Here is a 26,553-nt window from a genome sequence, read left to right on the forward strand (position 1 = left end):
TCAGAAGTTCAGGACGGGGGCGGCCGGAGGCCGCCCCCGTCCGTCGTTCCGGGCCGCGAGCGGAGGAGACGCGATGAAGGCCGCGAATCGCCGCTCGCCGCGCCGCCCGCGCGGAACGGGCGCCGGCTGGCTCAGCAGCATGCGCCTGTCGGGCTTCTCAGTGATCATGATGGGCGTCCTCGTGCTCGGCGTCGTCGTGCTCGCGCCGACCATCGCCTCGTTCGCCGAGCAACGGCGTCAGATCGCCGAGCTGCGTGCGGCGGTGTCTGCGCAGGAGGCCGGCGTGCAGGAGCTGCGCGACCAACGCGAACGCTGGAACGACGAGACCTTCATCATCACGCAGGCCCGCGACCGCCTGTACTACGTGCTTCCCGGCGAGGTGAGCTACCTCGTCATCGACGACCGCACCGAGGCGGCGAAGGCCGACACCGGTGCGGAGGTCTCCGCCGAGGTAACCGAGACGAAAGGCGACTGGATGCGCACGCTGCTGGGCTCGGTCATGACCGCGGGTCTCGCCCCGGATGTCTCCGAAGCGCCCGTGGATCCTGCGACGACCGACCCGGGCACGACCGACCCGTCCGCCACCGACCCGGCCGCCACCGACCCGGCCCAGTCCGGAGGTGCCGGATGACTCGGCCGCCGTTCGGACCCGTCGCGGAGCGGGACATCCGCATCGTGTCCGCCCAGCTCGGGCGGCCCGCCCGCGATGTCGTCGGCATCGCGGCCCGATGCGTATGCGGCGCGCCGACCGTCGTGTCGACGCGGCCACGTCTCGCCGACGGCACGCCGTTCCCGACGTTCTACTACCTGACGCACCCGGTCGCGACGGCGGCGATGAGCTACCTCGAGGCCGCGCAGGTCATGGTCGAGTGCACCGAACTGCTCGCCGCCGACCCGGTCGTCGCCGCCGCGTACACGCGTGCGCACGAGGAGTACCTCGCCGACCGTGCACTGTACGGCGTGGTCGAGGAGATCGCGGGCGTCTCGGCCGGCGGCATGCCGACGCGCGTGAAGTGCCTGCATGCGCTCGCGGGCCACGCGCTCGCCGCGGGCCCCGGCGTGAATCCGATCGGCGATCTGGCACTCGAGCGGTCGGCGTGGTCGCCGAACGTGTGCCAGTGCCCCGACTACGGCGTCGAGCCCGCCGTCGAGATCGAACCCGCGGTCGAGGCCGCGCCCGAGGCCGGGCCATGAGACGCCGCACGGTGCTCCGCGCCGTCGCGACCGTCGCCGCGACGCTCACGCTGCTCGGTCTCGGCGCGGCACCCGCGCGCGCCGATCTGGTGCGCGACCTCGAGTACTGGCTCACCGAGTACGGCTTCACCACCGCATGGAACACCTCGCGCGGCGCCGGCGTGAAGGTCGCGGTGATCGACACGGGCGTGAACGGCAGCGTCGCCGAGCTCCGCACGGCGGTCGTCGACGGCACGGATGTCTCGGGCCTCGGCACGCCCGACGGTCAGACGCCGGTCGGTGAGGACTCCGAGCACGGCACGCTCGTCGCGTCGTTGCTCGCCGGTCGCGGATCCGAGCCGGGGAGCGGGGTGATCGGCGTGGCGCCCGAGGCATCCGTGCTGACCGCGTCCGTCGCCTTCGGCGAGGACACCGGGGCCGCGCTCTCGAACGATCAGCAGATCGCCGACGCGGTGATCTGGGCCGTCGACCACGGGGCCGAGGTCATCAACATGTCGCTCACCCGGAACACGCGGGACTGGCCTGAGATCTGGGACGAGGCGTTCATGTACGCCTTCGACCACGACGTGGTCGTGGTCGCCGCGGCCGGCAATCGCGGGAGCGGCACGACCGAGGTCGGCGCGCCGGCGACGATCCCGGGAGTGCTGACCGTCGCGGGCGTCGACCGCGATCAGACCGCGAGCTTCGATGCGAGTTCGCAGGGCATCACCATCGCCGTCGCCGCACCGAGCGAGGACATGGTGGGCGTGATGCCCGACGGCAGCCACATCCAGTGGAGCGGCACGAGCGCCGCGGCGCCGATCGTCTCGGGTCTCGTCGCCCTGGTCCGGGCCGAGTACCCGGATCTGGACGCGGCGAACGTCATCAACCGGGTGATCACGACGGCGAACCCGAACGGTCAGGCTGTGCCCAGCCCGCTGTACGGCTACGGGATCATCGATCCGGTCGCCGCGCTCACCGCCGACGTGCCTACGGTCGAGGCGAACCCGCTCGGCAGCCTCGAGGAGTGGATCCGCGTGCACCGGCGGGCCGACGGCGAGAAGGCCGACACCGAGCCCGACGAGGCCGAGACGATCGTGCCCATCGCCGACCCGGTGCTCCCGGGCACCGACAGTGCGAAGACGCTGCTGCCCACCCCCTGGACGCTGGCCTACATCACGGTGCCGCTCTCGCTGGTCGCGGGATTTGGTACGCTAGCAGCGCTGTTGGGCATCGGCGCCACTCGGCACACCAAGCGGACGGCGCGCGAGCGCGCACCGTGATCGCATACAACTGAGTTCAAGGAGTCCATTCACCGTGCCCAAGATTTTGATCGTCGGCGGTGGCTACGCCGGGTTCTACACGGCGTGGAAGCTTGAGAAGTGGCTGCGTCCGGGCGAGGCCGAGGTCACCGTCGTCGACCCGCTGCCCTACATGACGTACCAGCCGTTCCTCCCCGAGGTCGCGGCCGGCTCGATCGAGCCGCGGCACGCGGTCGTCGCGCAGCGTCGCCACCTGAAGAAGACGAACGTCATCACCGCCAAGGTCACCGGCATCGACCACGCGTCGAAGACCGCGACCATCACGCCCGAGGTCGGCGAGGCGTTCGACTTCGAGTACGACATCGTGGTCGTCACCGGCGGTGCCGTCTCGCGCACCTTCCCGATCCCCGGCATCGCCGACAACGCGATCGGCCTGAAGGCGATCGAAGAGGCCGTCGCGATCCGCGACCGCGTGCTCACGAACTTCGACAAGGCCGCGTCGCTTCCCCCCGGGCCCGAGCGCGAGCGCCTGCTCACGTTCGTCGTCGTCGGCGGCGGCTTCGCCGGCATCGAGGTGTTCGCCGAGCTCCGTTCGTTCGCGAGCGCGCTGCTGAAGTACTACCCGCAGCTCACGTTCGACGAGACGCACTTCCACCTCATCGAGGCGATGGGCCGCATCATGCCCGAGGTCTCGCTCGAGACCAGCCACTGGGTCATCAAGCACCTCGCTCAGCGCGGTGCCCAGATCCACCTCGACACGCAGCTGACGAGCGCCGTCGACGGCCACATCGAGCTGTCGACCGGTGAGAGCTTCGACACCGACCTCATCGTCTGGACGGCCGGTGTCATGGCGAACCCCGCCATCGTCCGCACGAGCGACCTGCCGGTCGAGGAGCGCGGCCGCATCAAGGCGCGCGCCGACCTGCGGGTGGGCGACGACGACGAGATCGTGCCCGACGCCTGGGCCGCGGGCGACATCGCCGCGGTGCCCGACCTGTCGGGCGGCGGCGTCGGCGGCTACTGCGTGCCGAACGCGCAGCACGCGGTGCGTCAGGGCAAGCTCATGGCGAAGAACATCGTCGCCGTGCTCCGTGGTGAAGAGCCGAAGGACTACTTCCACAAGAACATGGGCGCGGTCGCCGGACTCGGCATCGGCTCGGGTGTGTTCCAGTCGGGCAAGCTCGCGATCAAGGGCGTGCTCGCCTGGTTCGCGCACCGCGGCTACCACGGCCTCGCCATGCCGAGCTGGGAGCGCAAGTTCCGCGTCTTCTGGGGTTGGTGGAACAACTTCTGGCTCGGCCGTGACATCGTGTCGCTGGCAGCGGTGCAGCAGCCGCGCGCGCAGTTCGAGGCGTTCGCCGCTCGCCCGAAGCCCCCGGCCGAGGCGGCGCCCGCACCGGCGAAGGCCGTCGAGGCGAAGAGCCCCAAGGCTGCGTCCGCCAAGAAGGCTCCGACGAAGGCGGCCGCGGCGAAGGGCGAGGCTGCGCCCGCGGCCGAGGGTGCGCCCGCCGCCGACGCGAAGCCGGTCGCCGAGGCCGAGCCGGTCGCCGCGAAGTAACCTCGCGGACTCGATCCGTGTCCCGTTCCTGACGGGGTGAACGCGGCGGACGTCATCACGACGTCCGCCGCGTTTCGTCGTTCGCCGGTCGTGCCCGCGGTCGAGTGCGCGAGCCGACGCATTCAGTAGGCTGGTCCGCGCGGCGACGTCCCGGATGCGGCGGGGCGTGCGCTCCCGTAGCCCAACGGCAGAGGCAGGCGACTTAAACTCGCTTCAGTCTGGGTTCGAATCCCAGCGGGAGCACGGACCTGACGGCTCTGAACTTGCCCGGAACCTCGCGGAAGTTAGCCCTTGGTGGCAGCGTCTCGCTCGTCCCGTGGCAACGAAATGGCAACAACCGCTGCCGCGCGGGCCTCATCGAGCGCGGTCGAAACGGCTTCGAGGTCGTCGTCGAACAGATCCGCGTACACCTCGAGCGTCCTGGCCGCGGAGGCATGGCCCAGCATCCGCTGCACAGCCTTCACATTGGCGCCCGCGCTGATCGCGAGGCTCGCGGCCGTGTGGCGGAGGTCGTGGCGGACGTCTCCTCGGACACGGCAATCTCCTCCTGGGGGTTGCCGCCGACCCCGCCGGCCGGAGCGAGCCGCTACCCGCTCGCCGACCTTCGCAGGTTCACGGACTCGTTCACCCGACCGGACAACCCGGGCACGCTCGGCTCGTGCGATCAGGGCGCGGCGTGGATCGCGTTGGCGGCGTCGAACTACTACGGCCGCATCGTCAGCAACGCCGCCGCCCCGCGCGTCGGCGCTTCGGGCAACGGGTACATGGTGCAGGAGACGGCACGCCGAATGGTGTGCTCACGGCGACCATGGTCGACACCGGCAACGGGTTCACGAGCTTGGTATTGATCCCACATTCGGGCGCTCTTGAATCGCCCCGGGTGGGAGGGGGCGCTTTCGTGGTGTCGGGAGGACGCTCGCGTGAGCAGTCCCGTTCGGAATGCTGATCGGATCGCATCGTCGACATCGAAGACTGCAGCGCGTGCCAGTTCGGGAAGCTCATGGATGGTGTCAGTATCTCGCGAGTCGAACCAGTGGCCGTGCACCTCGATAGGTTCATCGAACCGTGCCGTGCTGAGCACGTTCTGCTTGTCGATGATGTGGCCGTGCTCGTCGGCTTCCCATGCCCGGAGTATCAACGTGTCGGGTTCGTCGAGCTCGAATCGGTACACGATGACTGGCGTCCTTCGGGCGAGTGAGCGTCTGCGCATGCACGGGAGCTTGGCGGGGCTGTTCCGGCCACGGGTTCGGCGCTTCTCCATGTGCATCATTAGAGAAATGCCACAATATTAGTGGGGGAGAAGAGTAGAATTTGGGTAGCGTGACCTCGGAATCCAAACGAGGGGAGTGGTTACATTGAACAAGTCCAGGAATTCCACCGCTGCAGTCTTCGGTGCGGTCGTGTTAACTCTGGCTTCAGTGACAGGAGCATCGGCTTCTGAGTCACGGGGCGACGTGCTCCCGCCTGAAAGTCAGCCGGACCGCATCATCACCATGAATCAGCCCGTACCGCAGCCGGGGGACAGGCGCCTTGTTTCCAGCAGCGAGAAGGGCGGGGTTTTTGTCTCGGAGGAAGGTGAGTTCCCCGTCATTCCGGAACCCGGCGAAACGATACGAATCGTCTACACTGATGCCGTCACCGAGGTGACCACGGAAGCACCAACTGAAGCGGATCTGGAATCCTGCACGCATTCGCTCACCGTGGAGGAGCCTCGCCTGGGCGGGAACCGCGTGACCGTATCTGCCTCGGGGGTGGTCTCTGCCGGATGCAAGGGACCCAGGGGGTTCTTCATCCGCCTCTATGGGGGCGGTTGGGAGCGCGGCAGCAACAACGTCACCGTGCCGAAGAATGGAAGCAAGTGGAGTATCCAGGCTGCCTCGGGTACCTGTGGCAATACGTCCGAGATGGGGTGGCTTGGAATAGCCAGTTGGCCCGATGGTGGCGCAATCTACAGTCCCGCGGTATCGCTCCGCTGCTCCGTATAAGAATGCAGAAGATCGCATCCCCCCGAGGAGGCCAGCGGTTTGCGAGGTGTTGACATTGGCATTGGGGTCCCACTGGGAGCTGCAGCCTTCTATGGCCTGAGCGTTGCCTCCGCGATCTGGGTCGCGGTAATCACCCCAACGGATTACTTGTGGGCGTTGGCCATCAGCGCAGTGGTGTGCTGCATCCTGGGGTTGGTGGTTGCCTGGCGCGCGGGCTGTGCGGTTGTGGCATCCGGAACGATGCTTGTCATTGCGGTTATCGGTTTCGCAACGGGTTCGGAGAGCTATCTTCGGGTCCCGCCGTTTCCTGCTGACCTATTGCCACTCTTGTGGCATGGGTCGCGCAGCACGGGGGTGATCGGTCCCCTCGTTCTTGTCGGAACAGCTGCGACCATGCGGGTCGTCGCTGACACGCGTCGTCGACGCACGGAGCGAGCTACAGCGCACAAGTGAACCTCTCATCATGATGGTCAAACATGTAGACGCCCCGTCTCATCTCTTAGGAGGTGAGACGGGGCGCTTTCTGCGTTATCGCGATTCGGGGATATTCGCCCGATTCGTCGTGCAGGATTGATCATGCTTCACACCTTCATCGACGAGTCCGGCCAGAGGGGACACTCAGACCTCGCATCGCCGCACTTTCTCCTGGGGCGCCGTTGTCGTTAGAAGCGCGAACGTGGGCCGCATCTCTGAGGGGCTAGCGCAACTCCGGACGGACCTTGATCGACCGTTCGGTAGCTATCTCCACTGGAAGAACATCCGAGGACACCCCGGACAGGCTGCACATTGCGGAGATGCTTGGATCGTTCGAGTGGATGAAAACGATCACTGTCGTTGCGTGCAAGAGCCACCTCGATCCGGTAACGATCGCGGCACGGCTCGCACGGTCACCTTCAACGGGCGGTCAGCCGGCTGTGTAGGCGATGTGCACCCGGTCGATGCGGCCGTCGAACGCGAACGGCATGCGGTCGGCGTAGCGCCGGGACACGGGGCCGCCGTAGGCGCGGCCGATGTCGAGGCAATCGTTGGCCGAGAACAGCAGCGGTGCGCTGACGGGCACGGTCCCCGAACCGACCTCGGCACCGTCGACGCGGAGTACGACCCGCAGCGGACCGCCCGGGCGCGGCTCGACGTACGTCGTCTCGACCTCGACGGTGACGTCTCCGGGCGCCATCGGCTCGGCCGAGGCGATCGTGGTGCGCTGGATGAGGAACAGGTTGTACTCGTAGGTGAGCACACCGTCTGCGAGGAACAGGGTGAGTCCGCCGCCCGCGCCACCGAGCTTGTAGAGCACGCCGTTCGCCCGGTCGCCGACGTGCAGCTGCATGGTGACGGTGTTCGGGCGGTTGCCGAGCGCCGGGGCGCAGAACTCGGGAATGCGAACGGTGTCGCCGCTCAGCTCCCACTCGGTGTACGGCGTGCTGATGCGGTCCTCCGGGTGCAGCGCGGCGACCCAGAGCCCGCCGCCGATCGGCAGCGCCTCGTTCCTGGCGGCTTCGATCGCGAAGAGTTCCTTCAGCTCCGCGAGCTTCTCGGGATGCTCCGCGGCGAGGTCTTCGGCCTGGCTCCAGTCGTGCTCGAGGTCGTAGAGCTCCCATCGGTCTTGGTCAGGCGTCCAGGTCTGGATCCCGGGCGGCGCCCCGGGCACCCACGGCAGGCGAGGTCCGAGCGCCGACGCCATCCAGCCGTCGGCGTAGATCGCGCGACTGCCCATGATCTCGAAGTACTGGGACCGGCGACGACCCGGCGCATCCCTGTCGTCGATCGAGTAGGCCAGGCTGATGCCGTCGATCGGGTCTTGCGGGATGCCGCCGACGCTCTCAGGGTGAGAGATCCCGATGATCTCGTAGATCGTCGGGACGATGTCGATGACGTGGTGGAACTGCGTGCGCGGTGTCGGATCGGGCTGGATGTGCCCGGGCCACTGCACGAACATGGGATTACGGGTGCCGCCGAGGTGCGACGCAAGGAGCTTCATCCCCTGGTACGGCGTCGAACCGGCCCAGGCCCAGGCCGCGTGGTACTGATTGTCGGTCGCCGGGGTCCCGAGCGCATCGAGCCCGCCGAGCTCCTCGAGGGCGGCGAGGTGCTGGTCGACGGTCGACGGGATCATGTTCTGGGCGAGCAACTCGCTGATGGTGCCGTTCTGGCCCTCACCCGAGGATCCGTTGTCCCCCCAGATGTACATGATGATCGTGTCGTCGGCGTAGCCGAGCCGTTCGAGTTCATCGATGAGCCGCCCGGCCTGCACGTCCGCGTGTTCACCGAACCCGGCCGCGACCTCCATCAGCCGGCGTTGGAAGGGCTTCTGGTGTTCGGGGACGTCATCCCACGCGGTCAGGCTCTCGGGTCGTGGTGTGAGCGCGGCGTCCTCTGGGATCCAGCCGGCGGCCTTGGCTGCGGCGTGCGCGCGTTCGCGGTACACGTCCCAGCCGTCGTCGAAGACGCCGGCGTACCGGTCGGCCCATTCCTTCATGATGTGGTGGGGGCCGTGCAGCGCCCCGGTCGCCCAGTACATGAGGAACGGCTGGTCGGGCGCGAGCGCGCGGTGGTTCCGCAGCCACGCCATCGCGTCGTCGGCGATGTCCTCGCTGAGGTGATAGCCCTCTTCGGGCGTCTTCGGCGGCAGCACCGTGGTGGTGTTGCGCACGAGATTCGGTTCGTACTGCGATGCCTCGCCCGCGAGGAATCCGTAGAAGTACTCGAATCCGTAGCCGGTCGGCCACCGGTCGAACGGTCCGGCCGCGGTGGTCTCCTCGGCGGGCGTGTTGTGCCATTTGCCCCACGCGGCCGTGGCGTACCCGTACTGGCGGAGGACCTCGGCCAGGGTCGAGCTGCTCTTCGGGATGTGCCCCGAGTAGCCGTCCCAGTCATTGGCGAGCTCCGCGATCTGGCCGTTTCCGACTCGATGGTGGTTCCGGCCGGTGAGCAACGATGCTCGGGTCGGCGAGCACATCGCGGTCGTGTGGAAGCGGTTGTAGCCGATGCCGCCGGCGCGCACCCGGTCGAGGGTCGGCGTTCGGACGGCCCCGCCGAGGGTGGTCGGGAGGGCGGGCCCGGCGTCGTCGATCAGGATGATCAGGATGTTGGGGGCATCCGCGGGGAGATGCCGGGCCGGTGGGTTGGGGCTGTAGGTCGACTCCTGCATGATGCGCCCGGCGTGACTGCCCGATCTCGGGGGAGGGAACGGCAGCGTCCGTTCGGATGGCAGCGGTGAGCCGATCACCGAGTTCGTCGGTTCTTCCGACATCGCGAGCCCCCTTCGTCAGTGAAGGCCGGGTGTCACGCGAAGGGCATGAGCCGAGAAGCTGAGGAAATGTTGCGATACGGCGTGACGATCGAATCCTACGGCGTGCCGGCACCGCGTCTCAAGCGAGACGGTTGCGCGTTCGAGATCGACGAGTATATTAACACAGTGGAAAGTGAGGGGTGACTATGTTCGTGAGCAGTCTTGAAGCGCCCGAATCGCTGGCGAATGTCCGGTATGAACTGCAGCGCGCCGATTCCGGAGCCTACCGATGGCAGATCGTCTCACTCGGCAATCGCAAGGTGCTCGCCTCGAGCGAACCCTACGAATCGCGCTTCGATGCGGTCGCCGCCGTCAATCTGGTGCGCAACGGCAGCACCGGTGCCGAGTTGGTCGATCGCACCTGATCTCCGCGCGTCTGTGTGTTCCGTGTTCCACGCGCCGCTCAGCCCCGCGCGCCGGGGGCTACTCGAGCCGATCGAGCCGACGCAGGATGAGTCCTTCTCGGAGCGCCCACGGCGAGACCTCCAGCTGCCGCACCCCGAAGGCGCGCATCGCCTCGGCGAGCACGACCGCGCCGGCGACGATCTGAAACGTGCGGTCGGCGGTGATGCCCGGCAGGGCCGGCCGGGCGTCCGCCGGGATCCGCGCGAGTCGTGGAGTCCAGTCGTCGAGCCCGGCGAGGGTCAGCGTGCTGCGCTGCTCGGGGCCGAATCCGCTCACCGACGACCCGGCCAGCCGGGCGAGCGAGCGGATCGTCTTCGATGACCCGACGACGTGATCGGGTGCGTCCAGTGCCCGGAACTCGCTGACGGCATCCCGCAGCACCGCGGCGGCGTGCTCGCGCAGTCGCGCCACCTCGTCGTCGGTGGGCGGGTCGTCCGGCAGGAAGGCGACCGTGGACCGCCCGGCTCCGAGGGGCAGCGATCGCGCGAGGTCGGGGATCTCGTCGACACCCTGCGCGACCTCCAGTGATCCGCCGCCGATGTCGAACAGCAGCATGCGCCCGGCCGACCAGCCGTACCAGCGTCGCACCGCGAGAAAGGTCACCCGTGCCTCGTCGTCACCGCTCAGCACCTCGAGTCGCACGCCGGTCTCGCGTTCGACGAGCGCCAGCACGGCTTCGCCGTTCGCGGCCTCGCGGATCGCCGACGTCGCGAACGGGAGCAGTTCATCGATGCCCGCCTCCGCGGCGACCCTCGCCGCATCGGTTACGGCCGCGAGGATGGCGGCGACGCCGGACTCGGCGATCGAGCCGTCGGGCTCGAGATGCCGCATGAGCCGCAGCACCGACTTGTGGGATGCGGCCGGTATCGGACGGGCGCCGGGGTGGGCATCGACGATCAGGAGATGCACGGTGTTCGAACCGACATCGAGCACACCGAGACGCATGGTGCGAGCGTAGCGGAGGTAAGGCATACTGAGGCGACTGGGACGTCTGTCCCACTCGGCGATGACGGCGGAAGGAGCGAGGTGTCGCGCATCCCTGCCCCCGAGCGCCGGCTCGCGCTCATCGACGCCGCATTGCGCGTCGTCGCGCGCGAGGGCATCGCGCGCGCCACCACACGCGCGGTCGTCGCCGAAGCGGGTATGAGCCTCGCGAGCTTCCACTACGCCTTCGACTCGCGCGACGAGCTCATCGATGAGCTCATCAGGACGGTCGTCGCGCGCGAGCTGCAGGCGGTCGTGCCCGAACTCGAGCCGGGCATCGGGCTGCGCGCGCTGCTCGAGAACGGTCTCGCCCGCTACCTCGACCACCTGCGCGCCGACCCCGAGCACGAGCAGGCCATGCTCGAGCTCACCCAGTACGCGCTCCGTTCGCCCGAACGCCGGCAGCTCGCGACCGACCAGTACGCGCGCTACGCCGAGCTCGCGACCGGAACGCTGACCCTGGCCGCCACGCACACCGGCGCCACGTGGCGCATCCCGGTCGAGCAGGTCGCGCGCGTGCTCGTCGCGTTCACCGACGGGCTGACACTCAGCTGGCTGGTCGACCGCGACGACGACGCGGCGCGTCGCCTGATCGCGTCGGCCGCGGGCGCGATCGCGGAACTGGCGGAGGCCCCGTGACCGACCTCGACGAGGCCTCGCGCCCGAGCAACGGCGCCCTGGCCGAACCCACGCGTCCGGTCGGCGTGGGCTGGGTCGCCGCGTTCGCCTCAGCCTGGTTCGGCATCTGGATGGCCCAGCTCACGCCCGTGCAGCTGTTGCTGCCGGCGCAGATCGACGCCGTGCTGCGCCCCGAGCACTGGACCGACAGCGTGCTCGCGTTCGGAGTCGTGTCCGGCATCGCGGCGCTGTTCACCGTGGTCGCGTACCCGATCACCGGGGCGCTGTCCGACCGCACCGGATCGAGGTTCGGGCGACGCCGGCCCTGGATCGCGGCCGGGACGGTCGTGTTCGCACTTGCGCTCGTCGCACTGGGGCTGCAGACCGGGATCGTCGGCATCGGCGCGGCCTGGGTCGCGGCCAGCGTCGGGTTCTGCATGGTCACCGCGGCGCTCACCGCCACCATCTCCGATCGCGTGCCGGTCGGCCAGCGTGGATTCGTCTCCGGCTGGATGTCGGCCCCGCAGTCGGTCGGCATCATCGTCGGTCTCGTGGTCGTGACCATGCTGATCACGGGGACCGCGGCGGGCTACGCGGTGATCGCCGTGGCGCTCATCGTGCTCGTGCTGCCATTCCTCCGGCTCCCCGACCCGCCGCTCGCGGCGCGGGAGCGGGCGCGCGTGAGTGCGCGGAGCATCCTCGCGTCGCTCTGGATCAGTCCGCGGCGCCACCCGGACTTCGCCTGGACGCTCACGAGTCGCGTCCTCGTCTCGATCAGCAACGCGCTCGGCACGAGCCTGCTGCTCTACTTCCTGATGTTCGGGCTGGGCGATCCGCTGGCCGAGGAGCACCTGCTCGTGCTCACGCTCATCTACATGCTCTTCGTGATCGTCGCGTCGCTCGGGTTCGGCCGCCTCTCGGATCGGCTTGGCCGCCGTAAGGCGTTCGTCTTCGCCGCGTCGGTGCTCCAGGCCGCGGCCGCGCTCGTGCTCGCGCTCGTCCCCGACCTCGGCGCCGCGATGATCGCCGCGGGCCTGCTCGGCCTCGGCTACGGCTGCTTCCTGTCGGTGGACCAGGCGCTCGCGACGCAGGTGCTGCCCGACCCTGCAGCGCGCGGCAAGGACCTCGGCATCATGAACATCGCGTCGGCGGTGCCGCAGGCGCTCGGACCGCTGCTCGCCGCGCTGGCCGTCGTCGCGACCGCATCGTTCACCCCCGTGTTCGTGCTGAGCGCCGCATGCGCGGTCGCCGGCGCGCTCGCCGTCTCCCGAGTCAGGAGCGTCCGATGACCCTCGACCTCGCCACCCCGATGCGCGGCACGGACGCCGCGCCCTGGGCGGATCCTGCGCGCTACTGGTCCCGCCTCGGTGCGGCGACCGCCCATCTGCCGGCACCGGTCGGGGCGCTCGACCTCGCCGCACTGCGGCACAACGCCGCCGACATGGTCCGGCGCGCCCACGGCACGCCGATCCGGGTCGCGTCGAAGTCGGTCCGCGTGCGCGAGGTGATCGAGACGGTGCTGCGACTGCCGGGGTACCGCGGCGTGCTCGCCTACACGCTCGCCGAGGCGATCTGGCTCGCGGACACCGTCGACGACATCGTCGTGGGCTACCCGAGCGCGGATCGCGCGAGCCTGCATCGGCTCGCCACCGACGCCGACCTCGCGGCACGCATCGCGATCATGGTCGACTCGCCCGCTCAGCTCGACCTCGTCGACGCCGTGCTGCCGCCGTCCCGGCGCGAGGTGGTGCGTGTGTGCCTCGAGCTCGACGCGTCCTGGCACGCGCCGGTGCTCGGACACATCGGGGTGCGCCGCTCGCCGGTGCGTGAGGCCGCCGACGCCGCCGCGTTCGCCGCATACATCGCGGGCCGTCCCGGGTTCCGGCTCGTGGGCCTGATGGCGTACGAGGCGCAGATCGCCGGTGTCGTGAACCGGCCGGCGGGCCGCCCGGTCGCGGGCGCCGTCAATCGCTGGATGCAGGGCCGGTCGATGCCCGAGCTCGTCGCGCGCCGCGCCGCGGCGGTCGCCGCCGTGCGCGAGCACGCCGAGCTCGAGTTCGTCAACGGCGGCGGGACCGGGTCGCTCGAGGCCACGGCGGCGGATGCCTCGGTGACCGAGATCGGCGCCGGATCGGGCCTGTTCGGCGGTCACCTGTTCGACGGGTACGCACACTTCACGCCCGCACCGGCCGCGGCGTTCGCGCTCGACGTGGTCCGGCGCCCGGACGGCGCCCACGCCACCCTGCTCGGCGGCGGCTGGATCGCCTCCGGGCCGCCCGCGGGCGACCGGATGCCGCTCCCGGTCTGGCCCGAACGGCTCGTATACGTCGACCGCGAGGGCGCGGGCGAGGTGCAGACCCCGCTCACCGGCCCCGGTGCGGCGGAGCTCGGCGTCGGCGACCGGGTGTGGTTCCGGCACACGAAATCGGGCGAGCTCGCCGAACACGTGAACGAGCTCCACGTGGTCGACGACGCCGAGGTCGTCGCCGCGATTCCGACCTACCGCGGCGAAGGGAAGGCGTTCCTGTGACGGCGACCGGTGCCCTCTGGCGCAACTGGGCCCGAACCCAGCAGGTGCGACCGTTGCGCGTCGAGCGGCCCGCGAACGCCGGCGCCGTGCAGCGTGCGGTCGCCGCGGCGGCGGCGAGTCAGCTGCGCGTGAAGCCCGCAGGCGCGGGCCACAGCTTCACGGGGATCGGCATCGCGCCCGACGTGCTGCTCGACCTCGGTGAGCTCACGGGTGTCGTCGCCGCCGACCCGGCGAACCACCGGGTGACCCTCGGCGCGGGCACCCGCCTGCATGCGCTCCCGCGTCTGCTCGCGCCGTACCGGCTGGCCATGCAGAACATGGGCGACGTCGACCGGCAGACGATCTCGGGGGCTATCTCGACGGGCACGCACGGGACCGGCCTCGCCTTCGGCGGCATCGCGACGCGCGTCGTCGGCGCGCGTCTCGTCACGGGCACTGGCGAACTGCTCGAGGTGAGCGACACGAGCCGACCCGACCTGCTGCCCGCGATCCAGGTCGGGCTCGGCGCGCTCGGCGTGCTCGTCGACGTCACGCTCGAGCTCGTGCCGCGCTTCCTGCTGCACGCCGTCGAGCGCCCCGAGCCGCTCGAGGCCGTGCTCGAGGCCTGGCCGGAGCGCGCCGCAGGCGCCGACCATTTCGAGTTCTACTGGTTCCCGCACACCGAGACGGCGCTCACGAAATCCAATACCCGGCTGCCGGCCGACGCCCCGAGGCATCCGCTCGGCCGGGTCACGCGCTTCGTCGAGGACGAGGTCGTCGCCAACGGGCTCTTCCGCGCCGTCTGCGTGCTCGGCCGGCTCGCGCCGGCCGTGACGCCGGTCATCGCCAAGCAGATCGAGCGGATCACGGGCAACCGCGAGTTCACGGATGCCTCGCCGGAGGTGTTCACGTCCCGCCGTGGCGTCCGCTTCGTCGAGATGGAATACGCCATCCCGTTCGAAGCCGTCCCCGAGGCGCTCACGGAGGTCCGCGCCCTCATCGCACGCCGCGGGTGGCGCATCAGCTTCCCGATCGAGGTGCGCGCCGCCGCCGCCGACGACACCTGGCTCTCGACCGCGTACGGCCGGCGCACTGGGTACCTCGCGGTGCACCGCTACTTCCGTGAGAACCCGACGGAGTACTTCGGCGCGGTCGAGGAGATCCTGCTCGCCCACGGCGGCCGCCCGCACTGGGGCAAGATGCACACGCTCAGGGCGCCCGAGCTGCGCGAGCGTTACCCGAGGTTCGACGACTTCCTCCGCGTGCGCGACGAGCTCGATCCCGACCGGCGATTCGCGAACCCCTACCTGGAGCGCGTGCTCGGACCATAGGGCATGGACCCCCGCCGTGCGGTTCCTTCGAGTCCCATGGGAAACACACAGTCGGCTCTCGGGGATGGATACGATGAAATCACCGTCCGAATCCCTCCGCCCCCGTTTGGAGCACCGGCCATGGAATGGCTCATCCCCGTCCTGATCGTCGTCGCGCTGGTGGTGATCGTCGGCATCTACCTGTGGGCGACCTACAACTCGCTGGTCACGCTCAACGTCCGAGTCGACGAGGCCTGGAGTGACATCACGGTGCAGCTGAAGCGTCGAGCCGATCTCATCCCGAACCTCATCGAGGCCGTGAAGGGGTACGCCGCGCACGAGAAGTCGGTGTTCGAGAACGTCACACAGGCGCGCGCCGAGACGCTCTCCGCACAGGGGCCGGCCGAGGCATCCGCTGCCGAGAACCACATGCAGCAGGCTCTGAAGTCGATCTTCGCGGTCGCCGAGGCCTACCCTCAGCTGCAGGCGAGCCAGAACTTCCTGCAGCTGCAGGCCGAGATCGTCGACACCGAAGACAAGATCCAGGCCTCGCGCCGGTTCTACAACGGCGGTGTGCGCGAGCTGAACACGAAGATCAAGGTCTTCCCGAACACGCTCTTCGTGCGCGGACTCGGGTTCAACGAGCGTGACTTCTTCGAGGTCACCGAGGCGGCCTCGATCGCCGAGCCGCCGCGCGTCCAGTTCTGACGCCGGAGCGCTGACGCCACCCGATGTATCGAGCGATCGCCCGGAACAAGCGCAACACCGTCTTCACGATCCTGCTCTTCCTCCTCATCATCGGAGGATTGGGCTGGCTTGCCGCGTACATCTACGGCAATCTCACGATCGTGATCGTGACGGTGGCCATCGCGATCGGCTACGCGCTGATCCAGTACTTCACGGCCGACAAGCAGGCGATCGCGATGTCCGGCGCGGTCGAGATCACCTCGAAGGCGGAGCATCCGCGCCTGTGGCGCACCGTCGAGAACCTCTCGATCGCGACCGGAACGCCTATGCCGAAGGTCTACGTCATCTCCGACCCCGCCCCGAACGCGTTCGCGACCGGGCGCGATCCCGAGCACGCGATCGTCGCCGCGACGACCGGGCTGCTGGAGATCATGGACGACGCCGAACTCGAGGGTGTCATGGCCCACGAGCTCGGGCACGTGCGGAACTACGACATCCGGCTGTCGATGGTCGTGTTCGGCCTCGTCGTCGCGATCGGCTTCATCAGCGACCTGCTCGTTCGGATGGCGTTCTTCGGCGGCAATCGCAACAACAGCAACCCGGTCGTCATGATCTTCGGCATCGTCGCCATGCTCGTCGCGCCGTTGGTCGCGACGCTCGTGCAGCTCGCGGTTTCGCGGCAGCGCGAGTACCTGGCGGATGCCACGGGCGCCATGACGACGCGTCACCCCGACGCGCTCGCGCGGGCGCTGCTGAAGCTCGAGGCGTACGGCCGGCCGATGCAGAAGCAGAACACCTCGATGGCGCACCTCTGGATCGCCGACCCGTTGAAGCCCGGCGTCATCGACCGGCTCTTCGCGACGCACCCGCCGATCCCCGACCGGGTCGCGCGACTCGAGAAGATGGGCCGGAGCTTCTAGACCGCGCCCCAGACGGCCGAAGGGTCGTCGTCGCCGTCGAGCGCCAGCTCGGCCGCGAGCGCGGGGGAGAGGCCGCCACGGCCGGTCACGGCGACGCGGTCGAGGCCCTGCCACGCCGCGGCGCGGCGAAGGACCGGCGTCAGCCGTTCGGCGACCGGGCCCGGGTCGACGCCGGGCTCGACCCACGCCGACTGCACGCGAAGCACACCGGACTTGCGATCGCTCTTGAGATCGACCCGGCCGACGATCGACTCGTCGATCAGCACGGGGAGTGAGTAGTAGCCGAAGACCCGGTCGGGCTCAGGCGTGTAGATCTCGATGCGGTAGTGGAAGTCGAACAGGCGCTCGGTACGCGGGCGGAACCAGACCACGGGGTCGAACGGTGAGAGCACCGCAGCCGTCTCGATGCGCCGCGGACGGCGGGCATCGCGGTGCAGCCACACCGGCGTCGGCCGGGTGCCGGTCTGCCACCCGGGGACGGTGACGGGGATCAGCACGCCCTCGTCGACGAGCGCGTCGATCGCCGGCCGCACCTGGGCGGCCTTCATACGCCAGTAGTCGGCGAGGTCGGCCGCGGTGGCGATGCCGAGCGCCAGGGCGGCGCGCGCCACGAGCTCGCGGAACGCGTCCGGCTCGGACACCTCGGTGCCGAGCTCGGCCGGGTTCAGCGCCTGCTCGGGCAACGCGTACACGCGTTCGAACCTGCGGCGCTCGACGCAGACGACCTCGCCCGTGCGGAACATCCACTCGAGCGTGCGCTTCACGTCGGACCAACCCCACCAAGGCCCGCGGCGCTCATTGGCGTCGTGCTCGATCTCACTCGCCCGCATCGGCCCCTTGGCCGCGAGCTCGCTGACCAGCCACGTGGCGAGCTCGCGGTTCTCGGCGACCCAGCCGCCCCAGTCGCTGCCTTTGCGCCGGTAGTCCTCGCGCCGGAACGCGAACAGCGGCCAGAGCTCGCGCGGGATGAACGCCGCCTGGTGCGCCCAGTACTCCACGAGCCGGCCGCGGCTGCCGGACAGTCGGTCGAGCGCCGACCGATCGTAGCCGCCGATACGGCTGAAGGCCGGTAGGTAATGGCTGCGCTCGAAGACGTTCACCGAGTCGATCTGGAGCAACCCGAGCCGGTCGACCACGCCCGCCACCTGCCGGGTGCCCGCACTGGCGGGAACCGGCCGGCCGAACCCCTGCGCGGCGAGCGCGATGCGGCGGGCGAGCTGCGGGCTGACGGTATCGGTCATGACGATGACGACGATACCGCCGGGGTCCGACATCCCCGTCCGCCGATGCATGCCGGGCGAGGCATCCGCCCCGCCTACACTGGAAAAATGGCGGACGCGAAACGGCGGGCTCGAGCGGTGTTCCGGCGTCGTGACCGCGAGGTCGCGCGCGGAGCGTCGCCCGCGGCTGCGCCCGCCGCAGAGGCATCGGCGGCCGACGACCGGCCGCGCACCGACGTCGCCGAGGCCGTGCCCTACGGCATGCGACTCGCGGCCGCCTGGTCGTGGCGACTCCTGCTCGTCGGCGGCGTCGTCGCCGTGTTCGTGTTCCTCATCATCCAGCTGCGGCTGATCGTCATCCCGCTGCTCGTCGCGGTGCTCGTCGGCGCGCTGCTGGTGCCGTTCTCCGGGCTGCTGCAGCGCCGGCTGCGGTTCCCGAAATGGCTCGCCGTGACCGTCTCGATGCTCTCCGCGCTGGCCGTCGTCGGCGGGCTGCTCACGCTCGGCATCACGCAGATCGTTCGCGGCTCCGACGAACTCGCGGCGCAGTCGCTCATCGCGTGGGACGACTTCCGCGGCTGGTTGCTCGAGGGACCGTTCCACATCACCGAGCAGCAATTGAACGACTTCGTGTCCCAGGTCGTCGCATCCGTGCAACAGGACGGCAACGTGTTGCTGAGCGGCGCGCTCTCGGTCGGATCCACCCTCGGCCACTTCCTCGCGGGCCTGCTCCTGGCGCTCTTCGCGACCCTGTTCGTCTTGATCGACGGCGGGGGCATCTGGCGCTGGATCGTCGGCATCTTCCCGCGCCGTGCGCGGGCCGCGGTCGACGGCGCCGGCCGGTCCGGCTGGGCCACGCTGCAGAACTTCGTGAAGGTGCAGATCCTCGTCGCGACGATCGACGCCGTCGGCATCGGGCTCGGGGCCTTCCTGCTCGGCGTCCCGCTCGCCGTGCCGATCGCCATCCTCGTGTTCCTCGGATCGTTCATTCCGATCGTCGGAGCCGTGGCCACGGGCGCGCTCGCGGTCTTCGTCGCGCTCGTGTACAACGGGCCCGTCATCGCCCTCATCATGCTCGGCGTCGTGCTGCTCGTGCAGCAGGTCGAGGGCCACGTGCTCCAGCCGCTCATCATGGGCACGGCCGTCAAGGTGCATCCGCTCGGTGTGGTCGTCGCGGTCGCGACGGGCTCACTGCTGGCCGGCATCCCGGGCGCGCTGTTCGCGGTGCCGGTCGCGGCGGTCCTGAACGTGATGATCGTGTACGTCGCCAGCGGGGCGTGGAAGGCCGAAGGCCCACCCATACCGGCGAGGCCCGCGCCGCTCTGGCGGACGGTGCCCCAACGACCCGGGTTCGGACGAGGAGAATGAGCGACGTGACGCAGGTGTTCCAGGGTCCGAGTCTGGCGGACTTCGAGCGCGCGCGGCGCACCGTGGGTGCCGTGGCCCGCCGCACCCCCATGGAGTCCTCGCACTTCCTCGCCAGCGAACTGGGCGTCCCCGTGTACCTGAAGTGCGAGAACCTGCAGCGCACCGGTTCATACAAGCTGCGCGGTGCGTTCAACCGCATCTCGGCACTGAGCGACGCCGAGCGCAGCCGCGGCGTCGTGGCCGCGTCCGCCGGCAATCACGCGCAGGGCGTCGCCTACGCCGCCCGGCAGCTCGGCATCCGAGCGACGATCTTCATGCCGGTGGGGGTCGCGCTGCCGAAACTCGAGGCCACCCGCGCCTACGGCGCCGAGGTCGTGCTGCACGGCGACTCCGTCGGTGAGACGCTCGCGGCCGCCGCGGCGTTCGCGGACGAGACCGGCGCGGTCATCATCCCGCCGTTCGACCACTTCGACGTGATCGCCGGGCAGGGCACCCTCGGCCTCGAGATCCTCGAGCAGGCGCCGGATGCCACGACGGTGGTCGTGCCGATCGGCGGCGGTGGTCTCGCTGCGGGCATCGCGAGCGCGGTGAAGCAGCGTGCGGTCGAGCTCGGCCGCACCATCCGGGTCGTCGGCGTCCAGGCCGCCAATGCGGCGCCGTATGTCGCCTCGATGGCCGCCGGGACGCCCCAGGAGGTCCCGGTGGTGCCCACGATCGCCGACGGCATCGCCGTCTACCGGCCGGGCGAGCTGAACTTCGAGATCATCCGCGAGGCCGTCGACGAGGTCGTCACGGTCGCCGAGGACGACATCGCCCGCGCGCTGCTGGTGCTGCTCGAGCGCGCCAAGCTCGTGGTCGAGCCGGCGGGCGCCGTCTCGGTCGCCGCGCTCATGACCGGTGCCGTCCGGAGCGACGGCCCGGTCGTCGCCCTGCTCTCGGGCGGCAACATCGATCCGTTGCTCATGCAGCGCGTGATCGCACACGGGCTGGCCGCATCCGGCCGCTATCTCACGCTCTCGATCGGACTGCCCGACCGTCCGGGCCAGCTCGCGCGGATCGCCGAGATCCTCGCCGCGGTGAACGCCAACGTGGTCGAGGTGCTGCACACGCGGCACGGATCGGCCCTGCAGATCTCCGAGGTGGGCATCGACGTCTCGGTCGAGACCCGCGGCCCGGAACACCGGGCCGAGGTCGTCGACGCGCTGCGCCGCGCCGGATACGACCCGCGCGTGCGGGCGGACTGACGCTGGAAGCTGACGAGTTCCGGCCGCGCGCTTACTGCCCCGACCAGGTCGCGACCTCGGTGATCTCGACCGAGATCTCGCGGCCGTTCGGCGCGGTGTAGCTGGTCTTCTCGCCCTGCTTGAGGCCGAGGATCGCCGCACCCAGCGGCGACTGCTCGCTGAAGACGTCGAGCTCGGAGTCACCCGCGATCTCGCGGCTGCCGATGAGGAACGTCTCCTGGTCTCCGGCGATGATCGCGGTGATCACCGTGCCGGACTCGACGACGCCCTTCGAGGCCGGCGCCTCGCCGACCTGCGCGGTGCGCAGCAGCCCGGTGAGCTGACGGATACGCGCCTCCTGCTTGCCCTGCTCGTCTTTCGCGGCGTGGTAGCCGCCGTTCTCTTTGAGATCGCCCTCTTCGCGCGCGGCCTCGATGCGCTTCGCGATCTCTTCGCGGCCGGTGGTCGAGAGGTGCTCGAGCTCGGAGGCGAGCCGGTCGTAGGCGTCCTGCGTCAGCCAGGTGACGGTCGTGTCCTGCGCCATGGTGCACAACTCCAGTGGTGAGGGGGGAGCGGGTGATCGATGGTCGCCCTGAAGAGCGAATTCACCATTCTACGTGAGCCAGCAGTGCTCGACCAAACCCGTGTTGGCGGGCTGAGCCACCCGCACGCGCTCCGTGAAACTCCGGGTGTACGACTCGGAAGCGGGGATCTCGACGATCTTCCACCCCACCACCGTGAAGTCGTCGTTCATGGCCTGCACGACGCACGCCGTCTCGTTGCCGGCGGGTACCGAGAGGTTCCAGCTCACCTCGACGGCACGCTCGTCGTTGAGGAGCTGGTGCGCCGTGCCCGCGACCTGGAGCGAGGGGCGCTGCCCGTCGAGTCCCGCCCAGACCACCCACGCGACGAGCACGACCGCGAGGGCCACCGCGCCGGCGATCAGCAGCCAGCGGTCGCGGCGTCGGTGCTTCTGCGTGCGGCCGTACCGTGCGCCGAGCTCGTCGTCGACGGACGCCGGGGCCGCGGGCACCGTGCTCATTCCGGGCTCCCTCCGGATCGGATCGACTAGGCTTGCAGTTCAGCCTAATCGTTCCCCGCGAAGGCCAGTCGCCACCAGAAGAAGAGGGCCGCACCCGTGCACCTGCTCGCCTCCCTCGCGATCGTCGCCGCCGAGAACCAGGACGAGTTCGATCCCAACGACGTCACGCCGGGCGTCGCCGGGTTCGTGCTGACGTTCGTGGTGATGGTCGTCGTGCTGTTGCTCATCTTCGACATGGTGCGGCGCATCCGCCGGGTCAACTACCGTGCCGAGGTGCGTCAGCAGCTCGAGCAGGAGCAGCTCGCGGAGGAGCGCGGCGAAGAGGCGGGCGAGGCCGACGGCGAAGCCGTCGACGGCGGGTCAGTCGACGGTCGGGGCGACCGACCCGGGCGGGGCGAGACGCCGTAGGGCCCAGTCGCGCGGTGCTGAGCCCACGTGCCGTGCTCAGCCCACGTGGTAGGCGGGCTGCAGGGCGATCAGCAGCGTCGCCGTCCAGTGGCAGATGAACGCGAGCACCGTGCACAGGTGGAAGATCTCGTGGAAGCCGAAGTGCCCGGGCCAGGGGTTCGGCCGTTTCAGGGCGTAGACGACCGCGCCGATCGTGTACAGCACGCCGCCGACGACGACGAGCACCATCATCGCGACGTTGACGCTCAGGAGGTCGCCGAGATACATGACCGCCGCCCAGCCGAGCAGGAGGTAGATGGGCACGTAGAGCCAGCGGGGCGCACTGATCCAGAACACGCGGAACCCGATGCCGAGCAGCGCGCCGCCCCACACGAACGCGAGCAGCAGCCAGCCCTGGTCAGGCGGGAGCGCGAGAATCGCGAGCGGCGTGTAGGTTCCGGCGATCAGCAGGAAGATGTTCGCGTGGTCGATGCGCTTGAGCACGACCTTGGTGCGGGGCTGCCAGTTGAACCGGTGGTAGAGCGCCGAGTTGCCGAACAGCAACATGGACGTGAGCACGAAGACCGCGCTCGCCCACTTGGCCCAGGCACCGTCGGCGAGCACGATGAGCACGACGCCCGCCGCGATCGTGACCGGGAACGTGCCGGCGTGGATCCAGCCGCGCCAGGTCGGCTTGAGCTCGGCTGGCGCGGCGACGGATGCATCGAGCAGCGGGATGTTCGGAAGGTCCGGCCCCTCGCGCTCATCACGTGCGACGGCCGCATCGGCATCATCGAGCTCGTCTGGCGCATGCTCGAGGTGCTCGGCCACGTCTTCGAGCTCGTGGCGATCCGGTCGTCTCATGCGCCCACACTACGGCCGTCCGGTCACTGGTTGCTGTGAGCGAAGTTGTAGCGTAGGTGCGTGCACACCAGCGATCGAGCTCAGGGTCGCGGCATCCTCTATCGGCTCTACGAACGACGGCTCCGCAAAGACGTCGATCCGGCGTCGATGCCGCGTCACGTCGCGATGATCATCGACGGCAACCGGCGCTGGGCGAGGCAACTGGGCTACGAGTCCGCGGCGCACGGCCACCGGGCGGGCGCGGCGAAGATGCGCGAGTTCCTGGAGTGGTGCGACGACCTCGGCATCCAGGTCGTCACGCTCTACCTGCTTTCGAGCGACAACCTCAGCAACCGGCCCTCGGCCGAGCTCTCCGATCTCATCGAGATCATCGCCGAGCTCGCGGAGGAGCTCTCGCACTACCGCGACTGGCGGGTGCAGCACGTGGGCAGCGATCAGGGGCTGCCGGCTCCACTCGTCGCCGCCCTCGATGCGGCCGAGCAGCGCACGGCCGGCAATCGCGGTCTGCACGTCAACCTCGCGGTCGGCTACGGCGGCCGTACCGAGATCACCGACGCGATGCGGTCCATCGTCGCCGCACACCACGCGGAAGGGCGGAGCCTCGAAGACCTCGCGGAACGGCTCACCCCCGAGCTCATCGGTGAACACCTCTACACGGGCGGCCAGCCCGACCCCGATCTCATGATCCGGACGTCAGGGGAGCAGCGATTGAGCGACTTCATGCTGTGGCAGGCGGCGCACAGCGAGTTCTACTTCGTCGAGGCGCTCGGGCCCGACCTGCGGCGCGTGGACTTCCTCCGAGCCGTCCGCGATTACGCCAAGCGGCATCGCCGGTTCGGCAGCTGACCTCGAGCCCCGCCGCGGGCGCAACCCCCGGGCGGGCCGACCCGTCGTTCTGGCACACTGAGCCGGAACGGGAGGGTGTATTCGTGTCCATCGACGACTACCTGGCGGGCTTCGGCGAAGAGCCCGGCTATCTCGACTATGGCCGGGTCGGGCCGCTCTCCCGCGTCGCCGCCGAAGAGAGCACCGCATACACACAGCTCCTCGAGCGCGCGAGATACGGCAGTCTCGAGGCCTTCGCGGCCCAGGACGCCCGCGTGCGTGCGGCCGCGGCCCTGCTCACCGGATTCCCGACGGAGCAGATCGTGTTCCAGCCGAACACGACCCAGGGCCTCATGCACGCCATGTTCGGCCTCACCGGCGGCGTGCTGCTCTCGGCCGAGGAGTTCCCGAGCCTGCCGATCTCCGCGGTCCGCGCGCAGGACGCGCTGCACGTCACGCGACCGACCTGGCTCGAGGCCGAGCGCGGGCGAATCACGCCCGGCGCGATCCGAGAGCAGCTCGACACCCGGATCGAGGCGGTCGCCCTGAGCCTCGTCGACTCACGCACCGGGTACCTGTGCGACCTCGAGGGCATCCGTCAGGTGATCGGCGACCGGCTGCTCATCGTCGACGCCGTGCAGGGCTTCGGCGTCGTCGACGCACCGTGGCAACTGGCCGATGTCGTCGTGAGCGGCGGCCAGAAGTGGTGCCGGTCCGGGTGGGGCACCGGTCTCATGGCGCTGTCCGAACGGGGGCTGGACCGGCTCACCCCGGTGTTCTCCGGCTACACGGGAACCGACGCAGCCGAGGAGGAGGGGTGGGGCGAGGTGCCGCCACCCGCTGGCGACGCACGCGCCTTTCGGGTCTCCAATCCCGACCCGATCGCCGAGGCCCGGTTCGCGGCCGCGCTCGAAGAGCTCGCGTTGGTCGGCGTCCCGGCCGTCAACGCGGCGATCGCCGAGCGGGTCACCGAGGTCATCGATCTGGCCGACGAGTTCGCCGTCGCCGTCGCGAGCTCGCGCGACGAACACGAGCGTGCCGGCATCGTCGTGCTCGAACCGCCCGCCGAGCAGGTCACGCTGCTCTCGGCCTCGCTGCACAATCACGGCGTGACCGTGACGAGTCGCCCCGGCACGATCAGGTTGAGTGTCCACGCGGGCACCGGCGAGGAGACCATGGACATGCTGCGCGCCGCCTTCGTCTCGTACGCCACGGCCGCCGTCTACTGATCATCCGCGGACGAAGCCGCGAGCGACCGAGGAGCACGCGAACCGAGATTCGCCGCGCCGCGTCTTGCGAGGCTCCGCTCCTCGACCGGCGATTGATGAACACACGGAGTCCGCCCGCGTGTCGATACCGGAAAACGCCGCCCGTGGACGTACCTTCGCCTCATCGGGCAAAGCGTCCGATCGAGTCGGCTCGATGACCGCTCGTGGAAGGGGTCGCCGGCCGGCTTCGACAAGCCGAGCGAACACGCTCGGGGCGGGAGCGGTCGTGGCAACAGGTGCAACTTCCCAGTCCGGTGGTCGACAGGCGGGGCGCGCTGCGGCGCAGCCCCGTTTCGCGTCTCAAGGGGCGACGAGTCAGGCCGAACGGACCTACGTGCTCGACACGTCGGTGCTGCTGTCCGATCCGCGGGCGCTGTTCCGATTCGCCGAACACGCCGTGGTGCTCCCCGTGGTGGTCATCACCGAGCTCGAGGCCAAGCGAAACGACCCCGAGATCGGCTACTTCGCGCGGCAGGCGCTGCGAATCCTCGACGAGCTGCGGGTCGAGCACGAACGGCTCGACTTCCCGATCTCGGTCGGCGACGGCGGTTCGCTCCGCGTCGAGCTCAACCACTCGAACCCGGCGGTGCTGCCCAGCGGGCTGCAGCTCGGCGACAACGACTCGCGCATCCTCGCGTGTGCGGCGAACCTCGCGAACGACGGCGTCGCGGTCACCGTGGTCTCCAAGGACCTGCCGCTGCGGGTGAAGGCCGCCGCGATCGGCTTGGAGGCCGAGGAGTATCGCGCGGAGCTCGCGATCGACTCGGGCTGGAACGGCATGGCCGACCTCTCGCTCGGGTCGAACGACATGGCGAAGCTCTACGAGCACGAGCAGCTCGTCATCGGCGGCGCGGCCGGCATGCCGATCAACACGGGCCTCGTGCTGCACTCCGACCGCGGTTCCGCGCTCGGCCGGGTCGTCGGCGACGACGGCGAGGTGCGGCTCGTGCGCGGTGACCGCGAGCTGTTCGGGGTGCACGGACGGTCGGCCGAGCAGCGGCTCGCGGTCGACCTGCTGCTCGACCAGGAGATCGGCATCCTCTCGCTCGGCGGGCGTGCGGGCACCGGCAAGTCGGCGCTCGCGCTGTGCGCTGGGCTCGAGGCGGTGCTCGAGCGACAGCAGCACAAGAAGATCATGGTCTTCCGCCCGCTCTACGCCGTGGGAGGCCAGGAACTCGGCTACCTCCCGGGCGATCAGGCCGAGAAGATGAACCCGTGGGCGCAGGCCGTGTTCGACACGCTCGGCTCGGTGGTCTCCGACAACGTGCTCGACGAGGTGATCGAGCGCGGAATCCTCGAGGTGCTGCCGCTCACGCACATCCGCGGTCGTTCGCTGCACGACGCGTTCGTGATCGTCGATGAGGCGCAGTCGCTCGAGCGCAACGTGCTGCTCACCGTGCTCAGCCGCATCGGACAGAACTCGCGGGTCGTGCTCACGCACGACGTCGCGCAGCGCGACAACCTGCGGGTGGGCCGGCACGACGGCGTCGCCTCGGTCATCGAGACGCTGAAGGGGCATCCGCTCTTCGCCCACATCACGCTCACACGCAGCGAGCGCTCCGCGATCGCCGCTCTTGTGAGCGAGATGCTCGACGGCGCCGAGCTCGCCTGACGAGGGCCCAAACCACGAGCACCGGATGCCTCGTGCCGCACTGT

Annotated in this window: 24 protein-coding genes, 1 tRNA gene and 1 pseudogene; 18 read left to right on the plus strand and 8 right to left on the minus strand. The window is 69.6% G+C overall.

The features are described from left to right. Positions 1-73 precede the first annotated feature (73 nt). From QU602_RS05405 to QU602_RS05425, 5 genes are all read left to right on the plus strand, one after another. A complete protein-coding gene (locus QU602_RS05405; protein WP_308799204.1) occupies positions 74-631 on the plus strand; it encodes an FtsB family cell division protein in 558 nt (185 codons plus the stop codon). Beyond that, positions 628-1,194 (plus strand): DUF501 domain-containing protein, encoded by a 567-nt coding sequence (locus QU602_RS05410; protein ID WP_308799205.1) that lies wholly within the window; start codon positions 628-630, stop codon positions 1,192-1,194. Before QU602_RS05405 ends, QU602_RS05410 begins: the two co-directional genes overlap by 4 nt. Continuing rightward, the gene (locus QU602_RS05415; RefSeq protein ID WP_308799206.1) at positions 1,191-2,456 is read left to right on the plus strand and encodes a S8 family serine peptidase; all 1,266 of its coding nucleotides are present in this window, start codon (positions 1,191-1,193) and stop codon (positions 2,454-2,456) included. Before QU602_RS05410 ends, QU602_RS05415 begins: the two co-directional genes overlap by 4 nt. A 34-nt stretch (positions 2,457-2,490) precedes the next feature. Further along, complete coding sequence (locus QU602_RS05420; RefSeq protein ID WP_308799207.1) at positions 2,491-3,993, plus strand: NAD(P)/FAD-dependent oxidoreductase; 1,503 nt, start codon at positions 2,491-2,493, stop codon at positions 3,991-3,993. 170 nt (positions 3,994-4,163) lie between these two features. Then, a tRNA-Leu gene (locus QU602_RS05425) sits at positions 4,164-4,236 on the plus strand. 41 nt (positions 4,237-4,277) lie between these two features. On the opposite strand, the pseudogene QU602_RS05430 reads toward QU602_RS05425, so the two are convergent. From QU602_RS05430 to QU602_RS05440, 3 genes and pseudogenes are all read right to left on the minus strand, one after another. Further along, a pseudogene (locus tag QU602_RS05430) lies at positions 4,278-4,508 on the minus strand (tyrosine-type recombinase/integrase); the annotation flags it as partial. Positions 4,509-4,696: 188 nt separating this feature from the next. Then, positions 4,697-5,164 carry a hypothetical protein gene (locus tag QU602_RS05435; RefSeq protein WP_308799208.1) on the minus strand — a complete coding sequence of 156 codons (468 nt, stop codon included), beginning with the start codon at positions 5,162-5,164 and terminating at the stop codon, positions 4,697-4,699. Between the two features lie 1,718 nt (positions 5,165-6,882). After that, a complete protein-coding gene (locus QU602_RS05440; RefSeq protein WP_308799210.1) occupies positions 6,883-9,228 on the minus strand; it encodes an arylsulfatase in 2,346 nt (781 codons plus the stop codon). Positions 9,229-9,419: 191 nt separating this feature from the next. On the opposite strand from QU602_RS05440, the gene QU602_RS05445 reads away from it, so the two are divergent. After that, complete coding sequence (locus QU602_RS05445) at positions 9,420-9,632, plus strand: YegP family protein (protein WP_308799211.1); 213 nt, start codon at positions 9,420-9,422, stop codon at positions 9,630-9,632. 58 nt (positions 9,633-9,690) lie between these two features. On the opposite strand, the gene QU602_RS05450 is transcribed toward QU602_RS05445, so the two are convergent. After that, entirely contained in the window at positions 9,691-10,617 is a 927-nt protein-coding gene (locus tag QU602_RS05450; protein WP_308799212.1) for a Ppx/GppA phosphatase family protein, read from the minus strand. An 81-nt stretch (positions 10,618-10,698) separates the two neighbouring features. Between QU602_RS05450 and QU602_RS05455 the strand changes: the two genes are divergently transcribed. From QU602_RS05455 to QU602_RS05480, 6 genes are all read left to right on the plus strand, one after another. Continuing rightward, positions 10,699-11,295: a TetR/AcrR family transcriptional regulator gene (locus QU602_RS05455; protein ID WP_308799213.1), complete on the plus strand. Its 597-nt coding sequence runs from the start codon at positions 10,699-10,701 to the stop codon at positions 11,293-11,295. Next, positions 11,292-12,563 carry an MFS transporter gene (locus tag QU602_RS05460; protein WP_308799215.1) on the plus strand — a complete coding sequence of 424 codons (1,272 nt, stop codon included), beginning with the start codon at positions 11,292-11,294 and terminating at the stop codon, positions 12,561-12,563. Before QU602_RS05455 ends, QU602_RS05460 begins: the two co-directional genes overlap by 4 nt. Beyond that, positions 12,560-13,804, plus strand: a complete 1,245-nt coding sequence (locus tag QU602_RS05465) for an alanine racemase (protein WP_308799216.1) — start codon at positions 12,560-12,562, stop codon at positions 13,802-13,804. The genes QU602_RS05460 and QU602_RS05465 overlap by 4 nt, the downstream gene beginning before the upstream one ends. After that, complete coding sequence (locus QU602_RS05470; RefSeq protein ID WP_308799217.1) at positions 13,801-15,114, plus strand: D-arabinono-1,4-lactone oxidase; 1,314 nt, start codon at positions 13,801-13,803, stop codon at positions 15,112-15,114. Before QU602_RS05465 ends, QU602_RS05470 begins: the two co-directional genes overlap by 4 nt. A 120-nt stretch (positions 15,115-15,234) precedes the next feature. After that, on the plus strand, positions 15,235-15,801 hold the full coding sequence (locus QU602_RS05475; RefSeq protein WP_308799218.1) for a LemA family protein: 567 nt from the start codon (positions 15,235-15,237) through the stop codon (positions 15,799-15,801). 23 nt (positions 15,802-15,824) lie between these two features. Beyond that, positions 15,825-16,700, plus strand: coding sequence for a M48 family metalloprotease (locus tag QU602_RS05480; protein ID WP_308799219.1), 876 nt, complete (start codon positions 15,825-15,827; stop codon positions 16,698-16,700). Here the strand turns inward: QU602_RS05480 and QU602_RS05485 are convergent. Continuing rightward, the gene (locus tag QU602_RS05485) at positions 16,697-17,941 is read right to left on the minus strand and encodes a winged helix-turn-helix domain-containing protein (protein ID WP_308799221.1); all 1,245 of its coding nucleotides are present in this window, start codon (positions 17,939-17,941) and stop codon (positions 16,697-16,699) included. The two genes, QU602_RS05480 and QU602_RS05485, sit on opposite strands and share 4 nt — an antisense overlap. Before the next feature lie 87 nt (positions 17,942-18,028). Here QU602_RS05485 and QU602_RS05490 point away from each other — a divergent pair, with 87 nt between their 5' ends. Both QU602_RS05490 and ilvA read left to right on the plus strand, forming a co-directional pair. Further along, a complete protein-coding gene (locus QU602_RS05490) occupies positions 18,029-19,288 on the plus strand; it encodes an AI-2E family transporter (RefSeq protein WP_308799222.1) in 1,260 nt (419 codons plus the stop codon). Next, a complete protein-coding gene (gene ilvA / locus QU602_RS05495; RefSeq protein ID WP_308799223.1) occupies positions 19,285-20,532 on the plus strand; it encodes a threonine ammonia-lyase in 1,248 nt (415 codons plus the stop codon). Before QU602_RS05490 ends, ilvA begins: the two co-directional genes overlap by 4 nt. 31 nt (positions 20,533-20,563) lie before the next feature. On the opposite strand, the gene greA is transcribed toward ilvA, so the two are convergent. Then, the gene (gene greA / locus QU602_RS05500; protein ID WP_308799224.1) at positions 20,564-21,055 is read right to left on the minus strand and encodes a transcription elongation factor GreA; all 492 of its coding nucleotides are present in this window, start codon (positions 21,053-21,055) and stop codon (positions 20,564-20,566) included. Between the two features lie 69 nt (positions 21,056-21,124). Then, entirely contained in the window at positions 21,125-21,553 is a 429-nt protein-coding gene (locus QU602_RS05505) for a DUF4307 domain-containing protein (protein WP_308799225.1), read from the minus strand. Between the two features lie 96 nt (positions 21,554-21,649). Between QU602_RS05505 and QU602_RS05510 the strand changes: the two genes are divergently transcribed. After that, the gene (locus QU602_RS05510) at positions 21,650-21,961 is read left to right on the plus strand and encodes a hypothetical protein (protein ID WP_308799226.1); all 312 of its coding nucleotides are present in this window, start codon (positions 21,650-21,652) and stop codon (positions 21,959-21,961) included. Between the two features lie 36 nt (positions 21,962-21,997). On the opposite strand, the gene trhA is transcribed toward QU602_RS05510, so the two are convergent. Further along, complete coding sequence (gene trhA / locus QU602_RS05515) at positions 21,998-22,804, minus strand: PAQR family membrane homeostasis protein TrhA (RefSeq protein ID WP_308799227.1); 807 nt, start codon at positions 22,802-22,804, stop codon at positions 21,998-22,000. Positions 22,805-22,864: 60 nt separating this feature from the next. Here trhA and QU602_RS05520 point away from each other — a divergent pair, with 60 nt between their 5' ends. The 3 genes from QU602_RS05520 (at position 22,865) to QU602_RS05530 (ending at position 26,509) form a co-directional block, all read left to right on the plus strand. Continuing rightward, positions 22,865-23,650: an isoprenyl transferase gene (locus QU602_RS05520; protein ID WP_308799228.1), complete on the plus strand. Its 786-nt coding sequence runs from the start codon at positions 22,865-22,867 to the stop codon at positions 23,648-23,650. 83 nt (positions 23,651-23,733) lie between these two features. Continuing rightward, the gene (locus QU602_RS05525; protein ID WP_308799230.1) at positions 23,734-24,858 is read left to right on the plus strand and encodes an aminotransferase class V-fold PLP-dependent enzyme; all 1,125 of its coding nucleotides are present in this window, start codon (positions 23,734-23,736) and stop codon (positions 24,856-24,858) included. A gap of 193 nt (positions 24,859-25,051) precedes the next feature. Continuing rightward, complete coding sequence (locus tag QU602_RS05530) at positions 25,052-26,509, plus strand: PhoH family protein (protein WP_373692889.1); 1,458 nt, start codon at positions 25,052-25,054, stop codon at positions 26,507-26,509. Positions 26,510-26,553 lie beyond the last annotated feature (44 nt).

The sequence above is a fragment of the Agromyces protaetiae genome (genome assembly GCF_030866785.1).
GTDB lineage: Bacteria > Actinomycetota > Actinomycetes > Actinomycetales > Microbacteriaceae > Agromyces > Agromyces silvae.

Excerpts from the sequence above, each read along its gene's own strand:
- greA (WP_308799224.1), bottom strand. The coding sequence starts at position 21,055 with ATGGCGCAGGACACGACCGTCACCTGGCTGACGCAGGACGCCTACGAC.
- QU602_RS05530 (WP_373692889.1), top strand. The coding sequence starts at position 25,052 with ATGACCGCTCGTGGAAGGGGTCGCCGGCCGGCTTCGACAAGCCGAGCG.
- QU602_RS05480 (WP_308799219.1), top strand. The coding sequence starts at position 15,825 with ATGTATCGAGCGATCGCCCGGAACAAGCGCAACACCGTCTTCACGATC.
- trhA (WP_308799227.1), bottom strand. The coding sequence starts at position 22,804 with ATGAGACGACCGGATCGCCACGAGCTCGAAGACGTGGCCGAGCACCTC.
- QU602_RS05405 (WP_308799204.1), top strand. The coding sequence starts at position 74 with ATGAAGGCCGCGAATCGCCGCTCGCCGCGCCGCCCGCGCGGAACGGGC.
- QU602_RS05450 (WP_308799212.1), bottom strand. The coding sequence starts at position 10,617 with ATGCGTCTCGGTGTGCTCGATGTCGGTTCGAACACCGTGCATCTCCTG.
- QU602_RS05440 (WP_308799210.1), bottom strand. The coding sequence starts at position 9,228 with ATGTCGGAAGAACCGACGAACTCGGTGATCGGCTCACCGCTGCCATCC.
- QU602_RS05465 (WP_308799216.1), top strand. The coding sequence starts at position 12,560 with ATGACCCTCGACCTCGCCACCCCGATGCGCGGCACGGACGCCGCGCCC.
- QU602_RS05415 (WP_308799206.1), top strand. The coding sequence starts at position 1,191 with ATGAGACGCCGCACGGTGCTCCGCGCCGTCGCGACCGTCGCCGCGACG.
- ilvA (WP_308799223.1), top strand. The coding sequence starts at position 19,285 with ATGAGCGACGTGACGCAGGTGTTCCAGGGTCCGAGTCTGGCGGACTTC.
- QU602_RS05505 (WP_308799225.1), bottom strand. The coding sequence starts at position 21,553 with ATGAGCACGGTGCCCGCGGCCCCGGCGTCCGTCGACGACGAGCTCGGC.
- QU602_RS05490 (WP_308799222.1), top strand. The coding sequence starts at position 18,029 with ATGGCGGACGCGAAACGGCGGGCTCGAGCGGTGTTCCGGCGTCGTGAC.
- QU602_RS05410 (WP_308799205.1), top strand. The coding sequence starts at position 628 with ATGACTCGGCCGCCGTTCGGACCCGTCGCGGAGCGGGACATCCGCATC.
- QU602_RS05485 (WP_308799221.1), bottom strand. The coding sequence starts at position 17,941 with ATGACCGATACCGTCAGCCCGCAGCTCGCCCGCCGCATCGCGCTCGCC.
- QU602_RS05475 (WP_308799218.1), top strand. The coding sequence starts at position 15,235 with ATGGAATGGCTCATCCCCGTCCTGATCGTCGTCGCGCTGGTGGTGATC.